The 13,453-nt window shown below is 36.6% G+C and carries 11 protein-coding genes, 3 pseudogenes and 1 riboswitch; of the genes and pseudogenes, 1 reads left to right on the forward strand and 13 read right to left on the reverse strand.

The annotated features are described in order from the left end of the window. Positions 1-50: 50 nt before the first annotated feature. On the forward strand, positions 51-257 hold the full coding sequence (locus L0B53_RS14000; RefSeq protein ID WP_235060222.1) for a hypothetical protein: 207 nt from the start codon (positions 51-53) through the stop codon (positions 255-257). Positions 258-357: 100 nt separating this feature from the next. On the opposite strand, the pseudogene guaA reads toward L0B53_RS14000, so the two are convergent. From guaA to L0B53_RS19605, 13 genes and pseudogenes are all read right to left on the reverse strand, one after another. Beyond that, positions 358-1,907, reverse strand: a pseudogene (gene guaA, locus L0B53_RS14005) (glutamine-hydrolyzing GMP synthase). Position 1,908: 1 nt separating this feature from the next. Then, positions 1,909-2,562: a xanthine phosphoribosyltransferase gene (locus tag L0B53_RS14010; RefSeq protein ID WP_235060223.1), complete on the reverse strand. Its 654-nt coding sequence runs from the start codon at positions 2,560-2,562 to the stop codon at positions 1,909-1,911. Positions 2,563-2,569: 7 nt separating this feature from the next. Next, entirely contained in the window at positions 2,570-3,895 is a 1,326-nt protein-coding gene (locus L0B53_RS14015) for an NCS2 family permease (RefSeq protein ID WP_235060224.1), read from the reverse strand. A gap of 144 nt (positions 3,896-4,039) precedes the next feature. Then, positions 4,040-4,142: riboswitch (purine riboswitch) on the reverse strand. A gap of 204 nt (positions 4,143-4,346) precedes the next feature. Next, positions 4,347-5,219, reverse strand: a complete 873-nt coding sequence (locus L0B53_RS14020; protein ID WP_235060225.1) for a dihydrodipicolinate synthase — start codon at positions 5,217-5,219, stop codon at positions 4,347-4,349. Between the two features lie 168 nt (positions 5,220-5,387). Continuing rightward, on the reverse strand, positions 5,388-5,726 hold the full coding sequence (locus L0B53_RS14025; protein ID WP_235060226.1) for a PTS lactose/cellobiose transporter subunit IIA: 339 nt from the start codon (positions 5,724-5,726) through the stop codon (positions 5,388-5,390). Positions 5,727-5,798: 72 nt separating this feature from the next. Beyond that, complete coding sequence (locus L0B53_RS14030; protein ID WP_235060227.1) at positions 5,799-7,106, reverse strand: PTS sugar transporter subunit IIC; 1,308 nt, start codon at positions 7,104-7,106, stop codon at positions 5,799-5,801. Continuing rightward, a complete protein-coding gene (locus tag L0B53_RS14035) occupies positions 7,107-7,421 on the reverse strand; it encodes a PTS sugar transporter subunit IIB (protein WP_235060228.1) in 315 nt (104 codons plus the stop codon). A 43-nt stretch (positions 7,422-7,464) separates the two neighbouring features. Next, complete coding sequence (locus L0B53_RS14040) at positions 7,465-7,764, reverse strand: carbohydrate-binding protein (RefSeq protein WP_235060229.1); 300 nt, start codon at positions 7,762-7,764, stop codon at positions 7,465-7,467. After that, positions 7,761-9,653, reverse strand: a complete 1,893-nt coding sequence (locus L0B53_RS14045) for a sugar-binding protein (RefSeq protein ID WP_235060230.1) — start codon at positions 9,651-9,653, stop codon at positions 7,761-7,763. The genes L0B53_RS14040 and L0B53_RS14045 overlap by 4 nt, the downstream gene beginning before the upstream one ends. Positions 9,654-9,707: 54 nt before the next feature. Then, positions 9,708-10,037: a hypothetical protein gene (locus tag L0B53_RS14050; protein ID WP_235060231.1), complete on the reverse strand. Its 330-nt coding sequence runs from the start codon at positions 10,035-10,037 to the stop codon at positions 9,708-9,710. 225 nt (positions 10,038-10,262) lie between these two features. Continuing rightward, positions 10,263-11,399: an autotransporter outer membrane beta-barrel domain-containing protein gene (locus L0B53_RS14055; RefSeq protein ID WP_235060232.1), complete on the reverse strand. Its 1,137-nt coding sequence runs from the start codon at positions 11,397-11,399 to the stop codon at positions 10,263-10,265. A 280-nt stretch (positions 11,400-11,679) separates the two neighbouring features. Further along, positions 11,680-13,034: pseudogene (gene fruA, locus L0B53_RS14060) on the reverse strand (PTS fructose transporter subunit IIBC); the annotation flags it as partial. Between the two features lie 134 nt (positions 13,035-13,168). Next, a pseudogene (locus L0B53_RS19605) lies at positions 13,169-13,406 on the reverse strand (PTS fructose transporter subunit IIB); the annotation flags it as partial. Positions 13,407-13,453 lie beyond the last annotated feature (47 nt).

The following is a 13,453-nucleotide window of genomic DNA, read 5'->3' on the forward strand; positions in this document are numbered from 1 at the left end:
TATTGGAATATGATTTAACTCATACCATCACTGAACACTAGGTTTTCAATTTGAAAAAACATCTAAAAACGAAAATTGTAAGAACCTTTATTCTACTGGCGACTTGCTACAGTCTATCGGGTTGTGTCATTGCAACCACCAGCGCGATTGTTTATTATAAAAAACATCACCCTAAAGATGTTAACTTGGTTAAAAGTCAACAAATTGACCCAATGTGTCAACTTACACAGAAAGGCAATAACACAAAAGAAAGCTAACCGTTAGTTTTCTCACTTAATAAAAAGCCCCATAGTGACAGAAGTCTGAATACTATGAGGCAGTTTTCTATTGTTTTAACTCAGTCTTTAATATAACCGGTTATTCCCACTCAATCGTTGCTGGGGGCTTTCCTGAGATATCATAAACAACACGAGAGATTCCATCGACTTCATTGATGATACGGTTTGAAACCTTACCTAAGAAGTCATAAGGAAGATGAGCCCAATGCGCTGTCATAAAGTCAATGGTCTCAACCGCTCGTAATGAAACAACCCAATCATATTTACGACCATCCCCCATCACACCTACTGAACGTACAGGTAAGAAAACAGTGAATGCTTGAGAAACCTTATGATAAAGTTCGGCGATATGAAGCTCTTCAATAAAGATCGCATCTGCACGACGCAATAAATCACAGTATTCTTTTTTAACTTCACCAAGAACACGAACCCCTAAACCAGGACCTGGGAAGGGATGACGATAAAGCATGTTATACGGAAGGCCTAACTCTAAACCAATTTTACGTACTTCATCTTTGAATAGTTCACGCAACGGCTCAACCAAGCCCATCGCCATATCATCAGGAAGTCCGCCAACATTATGGTGAGATTTAATCACGTGCGCTTTACCTGTTTTAGATGCCGCAGATTCAATCACATCCGGGTAAATTGTTCCTTGTGCTAACCATTTTGCATTTTGTAACTTCTTGGACTCTTCATCAAAGACATCAATAAAGACATGCCCAATCGCTTTTCGTTTCTCTTCAGGATCAGATTTTCCTTCAAGCGCCGATAAGAAACGTTGCTCAGCTTCGACTTTGATAATGTTTAGACCAAATTGATCACCAAACATATCCATCACTTGCTGACCTTCATTGAGACGTAATAAACCGTTATCAACAAAAACGCAGGTCAATCTATCACCGATAGCACGATGAACTAACATTGCTACAACTGATGAATCGACACCGCCTGAAAGCCCTAAAATAACTTCATCATCACCAACTTGCTCTTTAATACGAGCAATCGCATCTTCAATGATCGATTCTGACGTCCATAAGCGTTGACAACCACATGCTTCAAGAACAAAGTTCTCCAACATTTTTAAGCCATTTTTTGTATGTGTCACTTCAGGGTGGAATTGCACGCCATAATATTTTTTTCTTGATTTTCCATCGCCGCATATGGACAGGTATCAGTTTCACCTACTTTGACAAAGCCCGATGGAATTTCAACAACTTTATCACCATGACTCATCCACACATCTTGGCTGTCTTCAAGATCCTTAAAAATAGAAGAGGTATTATTCACTGCAACTTGAGCATAACCAAATTCGCGCTCATCAGAACTCGCAACACGGCCACCTAACTGCTCTGCCATTGTCTGCATACCATAACAAACCCCAAGAACAGGTACGCCTGAATCAAAAACATACTGAGGAGCACGAGGAGAGTTAGCTTCTGTGACGCTTTCAGGACCACCCGAAAGAATAATTCCATCAGGATTGAATTCACGAATATCCGCTTCATCAACATCCCAGCTCCAAAGTTCACAATAAACACCAATTTCACGAACTCGACGCGCCACTAATTGAGTATATTGAGAACCAAAATCTAAGATTAAAATACGATCATTATGGATATTTGTCATTTTAAGCCACTTCATTAATAGGGGTAGAAGATGATTGTTCATGCGTTTCAGAATCTAACTCTTTAGAGTCAAGGCTATCAGAGCATAAATTAAGCTCAATGCCATTCTTTAACGAACTAATTCGAGCAAGAGATAATGAGGCAATACCATTACTCTCTAAAAGTTGATGACCTTGTTGGAAGCTCTTTTCAAATAAGAATCCACCACCAACAACCGTTGCTTCAGCTTGCTCAGCGATAGATAAAATACCCTCTAAAGCATTGCCATGAGCTAAAACATCATCGATAAACAGTAATTTACTTCCCTCTGGAAGGTGTGATTTCACACAATTAAGCTGATAACTTATATTTTTAGTGAAACTATGAACATTGGTTAGCAGCATCTCTTGATCATCAAGAATACTTAACTGCTTTTTTAATAATACTAAAGGTAAACCTAACTTTAAAGCAACCAAGGTTGAAATTGCGATACCGCCGCTTTCAATTGTCACAACACGGGTCGCACCGCTCTGTTTAAATTTATCTGCAATCATGGTCGCACAGTAATCAAGCAGAGAGATATCAATCTGACGAGTTAGAAATTGACTCGCATCTAAAGCAACTCCGTTAAATGCGCGACCTTGTTCTAAAATACGTTTCTCTAATAAATTCATCATTTAATCCTTATAATATAACAAGATAAGCGAAAAACAGCACGCCTAATCCATAAATCAGTGGGTGAACTTCTTTCCCTTTTCCAAGTACTAACATCACAAAGCAGTAACTAATAAAACCAATTGCCATTCCATTTGCTGGTGAAAAGGTTAATAAGCTAAAGATCATGGTAAAGAAAACGGACACTCTAAATTGTGGTTTTTCCCAATCAACATGTGCAACATTACCAATCATGTAAATTCCGATAATAACCATGGCTGGTGCAACAATAGCAGTAGTAAAAATTGAGAACAGTGGATATAAGAAAAGTGACAGTAAAAAGAAAGCTGCCGTAGTAATCGCACTTAAGCCGGTTTTAGCACCAAGAGAAGACGCAACACCTGATTCAGAAAAACAAGTAATTGAAGTTGTACCTAATAAAGTACCAATAATCGTACCACCAGAATCTGCAACGAGTGCAGCTTTAGCATTTGGTACTTTATCATCCGTGATAATACCGGCATCGCGACCTACCCCTACAATCGTACTTAATCCATCAAAAAAATCGACAATAAAGAAGATCAAGACAATAAAAAATAGTGAAGTTAAATCAGGTAACGTTAATTGTGACACATCAAAAATCGCACCAAAGGTAGGCGCAATTGATGGTGGAACTGAAAATAACGCATCAGGTAATGTTAATAACGAAGTCCCTAGTACCTTATCAGACAAAATACTTAATAGTACCGCAGCGACAAACGAGATGACTGTTGCTAACTTAATGCCGCGAACCATAAAACCGATAGCAATAAAAATACTAATTAACGCTATCGCGACTTGTGGATTGAAAATATCACCAAGTTGGACAAGAACAAAAGGATTGGCAGTGATAATTCCAGAATTTTTTAGCCCTAAGAAGGTTAAGAACAAGCCAAGAGAGACTGCAATACCATATTTAAGATCATTAGGAATAGCTTCAATAATAATGCGTCGAGCTGGCGTTAAACTAAAGAAGAAGTAGATAACCCCTGAAATAAATATACCTAATAACGCTTCATTCCAAGCTAAAGTAATGGCACCACTAACAAGCATTCCTTTAAAAAAAGAGTTCATGCTCATTCCAGGCGCTAACATCACAGGATAGTTAGCAAAAAAACCCATGATAAAGGTTGCGATTGCTGCTGAAAGTGCGGTAGCAGTAAAAACTGCGCCTTTATCCATGCCTGGAATACTACCAAGAATAGCCGGGTTAACCGCCAGAATGTAACTCATTGCTAGAAAGGTAACGAAGCCAGCGTAAATTTCATTTTTTACATTAGCGCCACGTGCTTGTAGCTGAAAATATTTGTCCATCATAATCTCAAAGTAGTTAAAGAATTAGAAAGACAACATTGTGGAGTATAAGGATCTACTGACTGATAGGAGAATACAAAAAATTGGTATGACATTATCTACAAAGTAAAAAACTAAGGTAGCATCATTCTAACGGTTATATTGTATTACTAGCCTATCTAAAATTGTAGTTCGGAAATTTACGGATTCCGAGTAGAGACTTTATGGCCCATATCGCCAAAATTATACAACTCAATATTGCTATGGCGCGGATACTAGCAAATGGATTTTGGTCTGACAAACAAAAAGATATAAATTCTTTTTATTTGCTTAAAATGCAGTCAAATGTTAAAAATCCTCATCCGAAATCGTTTGCGGGTGAGGATTTTATTAACAAGTTATGATACTTGGTGTGTATAATTCAGATTCAATTTTTTCTTAAATCACGCTATCATTGTCTTTCATCTCAACATTTTCATCGACGATTGACCATTCTCTTATATTGATGTCGTCGACCTCGAATTGCCATACCCATGGTAATAATGTTTTCTGGTGGTGCAATGCCACCAAATCCACCATCACCAATATGTACAATGTCTGCACCCGCCGCTTTAGACTCCATTGCTACTTTTTCAATATAACTCTCTGAAGCACCTTCTTGAGATGTCCCGATAGCCAGCATCCCTAACATTTGATTTTCATGAACCTTTTTCATCATCTTTGCTGCCAGTTTTGGTGATACCCCTGGTGTTGTATAAGGTGCAGGGAACATCATAATGTCGGCGCCAGCTGATGCAAAATCTGAAATACAATCTAAATTATAGTCATTACCTATGCCACCACCGTGCATTTTTCCTGCAATGATAACTATCTCGTCAGAAAGTGATCGAACAAGCTTGATCGCGGCTAATATTGTCTCTTGTGACACTGCCATCCCTGGATTACCCGTTAACATAATATAATGTAAACCTAAATCGATGGCTTGCTTAACAGATTCAACCGTGACGGAACGTCCAACTGCGATATCTGTAATATCTTCAGGAACAGGTTCTAAGTTACAACCAACAATTCGCCCCGTTAGCTGTTTGACTTTAGCAATAGAGAGCGTTGTTCCTCCTAAAATTTTCACCTCAGGCTTAAAGACATCTAAACAATTAAATGTAATCATATCGGCACCAAACCCAGCAGCTAACTCAACACCAGAAACAAGATCGATAGGTGGTTCCATACTAACGACATTTTCAACCATTAAGGTTCGACCTTCAGATCGCTGAATAGATTGAATTAACTCTATACGATTAAGTGAATCAACGTCTTCTTTTGTTAAATCAAAAACTCTTTTTTTCATATTAATTAACCTGCGTTATATACCTTTCCGACTTTAGATATATACTCTTCATACTTGAAGATGCTAGTTTGTTGGCGTCGATCATTCGTCCCAATCATAGGCTCTCATTTACTTAGCGCCTACTAGCAACTGCAATTATTTTGAGTATAGTCAATAAGAAAGCTTAAATTAAAGTAAAGCCTGACAACGGTTTTGATGGATAAAAACTATTTCATCTGCAATATCCCGACACAACATAGCGGTCATTATGTGATCTTGAATATGGGTGAGAATTAAAGTCATTTTCACCTTACCTTCTCCTTGATCAAAACCAATTAATGATGTTTGTGTTTTATGGACATTGGCAAGTAAATCATCAGCAGCATGAAGATCCGCTTTTGCATTAATAATATCGCCAACTCGTGCTTTTCTCATTGCTTCCATGATTAACGATCTCGCCTCGCCAACTAAGCAGAGTAACGTCATTAAAAACTCTTCATTAATATCTTGATTATTTTTAATATCCATATTTCACTCTCCATAGAGTTAATAGTCATTATTATTTGAAATTCTTCAATTGAAATAGATAGTTGAAGTAATTTACACAGCCGCCTCTTCAGGCTCGCCAACACCTTCTTCTAATAACAATTGTTTCTCATGTATTTTAAAAAACGGATAATAAATGGTGACACTAACCAAAACACACAAAACAACAACAATGGCAGCAGTGCCAGAGTTTGTCGCAATAACAGCTCCAATTGGCGCTGGCATTGTCCAAGGTGGTAATGCAATAATTTTTGAAACCAATTCCATTTTAAACGCCATCCATACAATACAAGTATTGATCATTGGAGAGAGCATCCAAGGAATAAAATAGTTTGCGTTCATAACAATTGGCGTGCCAAAAATAACCGGTTCATTGATATTAAAGGTGCCCGGAATTATCGACATCCTACCGATAGTTTTAAGATGGGAAGATTTTGAACGCATCATCAATACAACGAATCCCCACGTTCCGCCCGCACCACCAACAAAAATAAAGAAGTCGAGTAATGGGTTAACAAATATCTTAGGAAGTACTGTTCCTGCCGCTAATGCATCTTGGTTCAAGCCTAAATTGATAATAAGGATCGGATATAAAATTCCGCTAACAATCACGGAAGAGCCATGAATACCACCAAACCAAAGTAACTGAATTAACACTACCGCCAATAAACAGGCAAAGAAAGAATCTGACGCAAAGACTAATGGTTCAAATAACGACATAATTGCCGTTGGGATATTTAGATCATAGTTACCTAAAAGGGAATTAATACCGACAACGATAATCGCGATAATTAGAACGGGAATTAACAGATCAAAAGAGGCTGATATTTTTGGTGGGACTGCATCAGGTAATTTTAATCTTATATTTTTATCACGTAAAAAACGCTGTAATTCCGGCGTAAATAGACCAGCCATAATCGCCGTAAATGCTCCCGTTCCTCCCATGTTAGCAATTGGCATGATCCCACCCATCTCAATGAACTGAACAGGCGCAACGGCAAGAAGAAAGGTAAACATGGATAATAAGCCAGAGTTAAGTGCTCTTAATTGATAAGACTCAGCTAAGTTATAACCAATACCAAAAGATGCATAAAGCGCAAAGATCCCCATACTAATTTGAAACGGAGCTAAGATTTTATCCTGACCAATCAAATTAACTAAACTATGCCAACCATCTAAGAAAAAGTTTCCTTTACCAGGAGGAAATGCTAGAACAAGCAATAGTGAGCCAACAATCAAGAATGGCATCGTTGCGACAAATCCATCTTTAATTGCGTTAATGTGTCGTTGTGATGAAACCTTTGCAGCGACAGGTGACACTCTATTTTCTACAAATTCCATAATTTTATTAAAAATAGACATTTATGCCTCCTTCTTTTCGTATAAATCAATAGCTTGTTTTAAAATTTTATCACCGCGTAACATACCGTAATCCATCATTTCGATTAAACCACAGCTTTTACCACTCTGTTCTGCTCGTTGCTTAAAATCTTCATATTTAAATTTAACTTGTGGCGCAACAAGACAAACATCATTTTCAACTAAACAAGCTTCAAATTCCGAAATGGAGTAAGCATTAATCGTACAATCTAATTTTAATTTTTCAGCTTCCTCCCTCATTTTAGTGACTAACATGCTGGTTGACATACCCGCTGAACAACATAAAAATACTTTCATAAATACCATCCTTTTTATTTAAATGATTAGATTTAATTATTTGTTATAAGCATTCACCCACCTCTCTCCATGGGTCTCCAGAGCCTGGTTGTTCTTTATCTGAGTACCATTTTGCTTCATAAATAAATCCTTCATAAGTGACTCTATCTCCACCTTGATAAATTGTGCCGAACACCCATAATGCTGGACATTGACCCCCCTGTTCAAAACTGATTTTTAAGGAGAAGTTATTAGTTATATTTTCCACAATAAATGGATTTACGATAGGTTGCTCAATATTATTTAACAAAATTGTGGCGACTCTGTACTCATTCTCAGGGATTAAATCTAGCGTTAAACTCACCCCCCTTTTATGGAAATAACACCGTCTTCATTCGGTAATGGTGAAATTGTGCCTCCAGATGTCATTATCTCTACTGAAGCTGAGTAATAGACTGGAATATCAATCGTTATATCTGAAAAATCACCAGTAAACCCAGAGAAGTGGCTAATATTTAAATCAGACAAGTTAACTTTATTTAATATAATTTTTTTACTATCACCATTAGCGTAAGGTTCTAGTAAACTTAGCTCTACATTACGATCATTCTGACTTAATTGGATTGCACTAAATGGAATTTCTTCACCTGCAGGTAATGTTAATACTGTATTTTCTAAATTAAAATAATCGACAATGAGTGTTGAGTTCCACCCCCAGAACGTAGTGTTTAGCGGTACGATATAGCCTAGTCGATCAAAACTACCCGTAATATTAGTAAACATATCAGGATCAAGATCAGCCAGTGTCAAGTCAATTAACTCATAAGAGGAATAAATACCACCATCGGCAGCTTGAGGCCCAATAACAATTGAATTGTCTGTTTGATATGCTTTTAAATGTTTGAAACCAATTCCTGATGTCCCTTTAATCTTATCAACATTAGGGTTAAACCCTTCTATAATAAATTTACCTTGCCAACCTATTGGATAAGTTTTAGATTCAAATAAAATATTATTAATACCAACAATATTGATCATTGATGAGGTTATATTATTAAGAACTAAACTTTGTTGACCAATTATGATTTCTACGCCTTTCTGAATATCATTAATGCTTAAATCATTAAGGTTTAAATTGGTCCAATTACTTAAAACAATCTTGTCATTATTAAGGTCAAAATCAATTATCTCTGTTTCTGTGTTAGGGGCTTGATTAAGGTAAATATTATCTATTCCACCACCAGTAATAACTTTATCATTACCCCAACCAGCAAATAATGTCTCATTATATTTAGAACCATGAGTAATGCTATCTCCAGGAGAATCAAAAATAGTATTAAATCCGCCAAATTTATCAACATACTTTGTTATACAGGTACCAAGTTCATCACAAGTAATATTATCAGCAATTAATAATTCAGCAGTGCCCCAAGCTCCTCGTAAATGGGCGGCCGCTAAAACACCTGACATGGTCGACTCTACGGTGGTTATTTCACCACCCTCACTACTCACTTGCCAGCTTTTATTTAATGCTTGTTCCCATGTAACATTAGCATCTTGCATTAACTTTGAAATGATTTGATAATTAAAATGCATTGCATCTCTGATGACAAGCTCTTGTTTATCTATGACTTTTAGATCTTCTAAAGAGTTAACTCCATTTTTTCCAGTAAATTTACCTTCCCATTTATTTGTATCAGTAACATAAACTTGATTACCGCCAGAGCCTTCAATTTCAGCTAACGCTTCTGTTTTACACCCAATCCAAGTAGAGTCTGGTACAAACATATAAAAGCTATCATATTCTTTATTGTTTATAACGGCAGTATTTGGGGAGTAATAACCCGAATCAATTAATAATGCTTCTCCTAATTGATATCCAATAAAACCCCAAGCATTAGTAGAGTTAAACTGCATTGTTTTAAACATCTCTCTAGAATTAGGGGTTGTTGGATCATAGATATTATCTAGTCCAAGCTTTTGAAAAAATTCTCTAATTGTTGTCGGTTCTGAAATCATCGAACCGGTAGAACAATCTCGAACTAATCGTCCAGGTTTGGTCACGATTGCGTAATTATAAACAGGTACATCATAATTTTGTGAATAAAAACCAGCTAATTCAGGGTTAATCCCTGACTCAAAATCTCGTAATGAATCTAGAAAATCTTGCATCCCTCCTGTTGATTCATTTGCATGACTCATATTTGATAATAAAGCAGAAGAGATTAAAAGTGCGATTAAATTGATTTTCATAATATTATCCTTAATTCTATAATAATTAAATTTAATGGACTTCTTGATAAGTCATCATACTCCATAATTAGTTAAACAAACTTGATAAAAAGGAACAGCTATTCCTAAATGAGTTTCTGGATGATTTATAACATCTCGCTCGACCAGAGCATTAAGTACCTTCCCCTTACTGTGAATAATTAATTTATTTAGTGATAATAATTCTGTTTTGATTTTTTTATAACAAATTAGCATGGAATTAAAAATAAAATAATTAGAATGAAGTTCAGAATCATTAATTTTATAGGTATTTAATAATATTGAATTTAGATTGGATATTAGATAAAATAGATGATTGTTAATACTATTTTCAAACAATAAAGATATTCGTTTAACAATACCCATATCTATTCTCCTTAAAAAATTAATGTTCAATTTATAAGGAGTGAGAATAAAGTATTCATCGACTTTATAATATAAAGTTCAGGTAAAGTTGTGGAGTATAGTTTACTATTTCTATACGTGATGCATAACAATCAAATATTTTCTCGTTGTGCATCACAATTTAAAGTATTTTAATATTTTTTTACATCAACAATATTTGAGATAATCATCAAATAAATCTTTAATTTAATAATGATAACTTAAAATAGCAGTATATTGAGTTCGTCCTGTTCCCCATGCCCCTTCCATTGCTAAAGAGTAGGTTCGTGTAATCGTCCAGTTAGCTCCCACTAATCCGGTATACTTATCACTATTTTCTTGATCGATAGAGTAACTTAATGAGTCTAGTGTGTAATCATCACTTAATTTAAAGTCTTTTACTGTATCTTTTGCTGTTCCTTTGTTATTCATATATGAAAAGCCAACATAAGGGCTGATAGAACCCCATGAGTGAACATCAAAGGTCTTTCCGATACGAGGAGAGACTAAAAAAGAGGTATTACTGGTTCGATCTGTTTTTGACCAAGTATAACTAAATGGTAAAACAACAAAATACCCATTTAAACCAGTAACAAAATTGGTAGAAAGGCCATAATTATAGCCTTTAATGTCAGGATTAAAATCTGCACCCACTTTTCTTGTATATTCAGGGCGACAAGTAAGACTATGAACATTATTATTATCACAAATCGTATTGATAATAGAGAGAGGAACTTCAACAAATAGATCAGTATTTCCTTTAAAGGTTCCAATATGCGCCCCAACTTGCATAAAAGGAAATAACCAAGCTGCAGCACGAAGTTGTAACGTGTTATTTTCGACTTCAGGGCTCACTAAATTTACCTGGTCGGTCACATTATTGGCAATATCAACCCCATCTAAAACTGAACCATCAGGACCTGAAACGGCAATATTGCCGACCTTTAAATTTGAGAGCGAGATATCTTGTGATAAATGACTTGGGATTAAAGATAAAGTAAAAGGTAGAGGAAGATCAAAGCCTAAATCAATCACATTTTGGGCATAAAAAGGAAGTACTCGCTCCCACTTATTTCTTTTCTTTGGCTTTTTTTCTGCTTTTAAATCTGAGTTATATTCAAAAGTGGCAATAGAGTCACCGACAGTTACGTCTTGTCGTGCTTCTTTATTTTTAGCTCGACGCTTTTCAGCTTTTTGTTGGTGTTGCTTATTATATTGTTGTTGCTGACGGTTATAGTCGGCTTGCGTGACAGTCGAATCATTTTGAGCGGCAAAGGCTGCAGATGAAGCCAGTAAAGTAAGTAAGACACTTTTTTTTATAATATTTATAGAACGCTTATTCATAACCAAGTTCTCACAATCATGCCTAGTCAATTTCAAGCAAAGAAATAAGTCATTAGCAGATTTCAATCTTAAAACTAGATAATCAAAGGATTTTAAAAGAAAAAGGATATTAACAGAGAGGAAATATTTCGCTATACGTAATAATACTAGTTATCAGTAATAATGGCAGACTAGATATTTGATTTTATTATTTTGTAAAAAAAGGCAATAGATTGAGTTAACAATCTATTACCGCTTCGATATCATCTTTAATCGTATTTTTAGATACGTTAATTAATTTTTACCCATCATTTCTTTTTAAGAAGGCATAGCCAAAACCTGTCACTAGTGTACCTGCCGCAATAGCAACTAAGTAAAGTAGTGGTGGTGTAATTGCATTCGGGATCAGTAATACAAACAGACCACCGTGTGGAGCCATTAGTTTCGCACCAAATAACATTGACAAGGCACCCGTTAATGCACCACCCGCCATACATGCTGGAATAACGCGCATTGGATCGCGAGCGGCAAATGGAATCGCACCTTCAGAGACAAAACATAAACCAAGGACAAAAGAGGCTTTACCAGCTTCGTTCTCTGCCGCCGAGAATTTACGCTTGGCAATAAACGTCGCTAATCCCATGCCTAAAGCTGGAACCATGCCCGCAGCCATAATAGCAGCCATTGGCGCATAAGTTTGTGAAGCAAGCAGACCAACACCAAACGTATAGGCTGCTTTGTTTACAGGTCCACCTAAATCGAAACACATCATAGCGCCAAGAATAATACCTAATAACACGGCATTAGACGTTCCCATATTGTTTAGGAATTCAGTTAATCCGGTCATTGCAGCTGATACAGGGCCACCAACAACATAGATCATAATCAGACCAGTAATTAAACTCGCACCCAATGGAATAATTAAGATCGGTTTAAGCGCATCCATAGATTGTGGCAGTTTAACTTTATCAGCGATAAACTTAGCTGCGTAACCCGCCAAGAAACCAGCAACAATCCCCCTAAGAAACCTGCACCTGTCGATGAGGCAATCATACCGCCAATTAAACCAGGGGTAAGACCAGGACGATCTGCAATTGAAAATGCAATAAAGCCGGCTAGAACTGGCACCATCAATGCAAATGCTGAACCACCACCAATAGTCATTAATGCAGCTGCTAATGTACCCGGCTCTTTGAATGCTTCAATACCAAAGACAAAAGAGAGGGCGATAGATAGACCACCAGCAACCACGAGAGGCAGCATGTGAGACACACCTGTCATCAAGTGCTTATAAACCCCTACTTTCTCTTGCTTTACGGGTTCAGCTGAAGCATTACCACTCTCTTGCCATATCGTCGATTTAGAAAACGCATCCTGATAAGTTTGATCGGTTTTTTTCAGTGCTAAGCCTGTGGAGGTTTTAAATAACTTCTTACCTGCAAACTTTTTCAGATCTAATTCAATATCCGCCGCGATAATGACTAAATCTGCATCCGCAATCTCTTGATCGGTTAATTGATTTTTTGCGCCTACAGAGCCACGGGTTTCAACTTTTACTTGATAACCCAGTTCTGTGCCTTTCTGTTCTAACGCTTCAGCGGCCATAAAGGTATGAGCAACACCGGTAGGACAAGCGGTAATCGCTACCACTTTTTTCACATCATTATGAACGGTTTCAGAAGCGGTTGTAACGTCAACCTTTAAGCAGTTTGACTCAGTAATGACAATTGACGATTCTACCGCTTTCGTTAATAGATTTTTAGCATCCGCGATGACTGATTTAATCTCAGTAACAAACACTTTTTTACCGATAAAGCGTTGTTGATCAACAGGCTTATCAGACGCAATAATAACAACATCAGCATCGTTTACTTGTTGCTCAGTTAAGGTATGAGCAGTAACAACCGTTGAATGACATTCAATTGATGCATCAAATTTTAATTCTTCTGCTGCTTTTTGCAAAAGACCTGCAGCAATAATACTATTTGCAACGCCACTATGGCATGCGGTAACTATGGCTATTTTCATCTTATTCCCTCTTCGTTAGCATTGGCTGACGATGACTCTATTAAATT

Origin of the sequence: Vibrio sp. SS-MA-C1-2 (assembly GCF_021513135.1) — a bacterium.
GTDB lineage: Bacteria > Pseudomonadota > Gammaproteobacteria > Enterobacterales > Vibrionaceae.

Excerpts from the sequence above, each read along its gene's own strand:
- L0B53_RS14010 (WP_235060223.1), bottom strand. The coding sequence starts at position 2,562 with ATGATGAATTTATTAGAGAAACGTATTTTAGAACAAGGTCGCGCATTT.
- L0B53_RS14030 (WP_235060227.1), bottom strand. The coding sequence starts at position 7,106 with ATGTCTATTTTTAATAAAATTATGGAATTTGTAGAAAATAGAGTGTCA.
- L0B53_RS14035 (WP_235060228.1), bottom strand. The coding sequence starts at position 7,421 with ATGAAAGTATTTTTATGTTGTTCAGCGGGTATGTCAACCAGCATGTTA.
- L0B53_RS14050 (WP_235060231.1), bottom strand. The coding sequence starts at position 10,037 with ATGGGTATTGTTAAACGAATATCTTTATTGTTTGAAAATAGTATTAAC.
- L0B53_RS14020 (WP_235060225.1), bottom strand. The coding sequence starts at position 5,219 with ATGAAAAAAAGAGTTTTTGATTTAACAAAAGAAGACGTTGATTCACTT.
- L0B53_RS14015 (WP_235060224.1), bottom strand. The coding sequence starts at position 3,895 with ATGATGGACAAATATTTTCAGCTACAAGCACGTGGCGCTAATGTAAAA.
- L0B53_RS14025 (WP_235060226.1), bottom strand. The coding sequence starts at position 5,726 with ATGGATATTAAAAATAATCAAGATATTAATGAAGAGTTTTTAATGACG.
- L0B53_RS14045 (WP_235060230.1), bottom strand. The coding sequence starts at position 9,653 with ATGAAAATCAATTTAATCGCACTTTTAATCTCTTCTGCTTTATTATCA.
- L0B53_RS14055 (WP_235060232.1), bottom strand. The coding sequence starts at position 11,399 with ATGAATAAGCGTTCTATAAATATTATAAAAAAAAGTGTCTTACTTACT.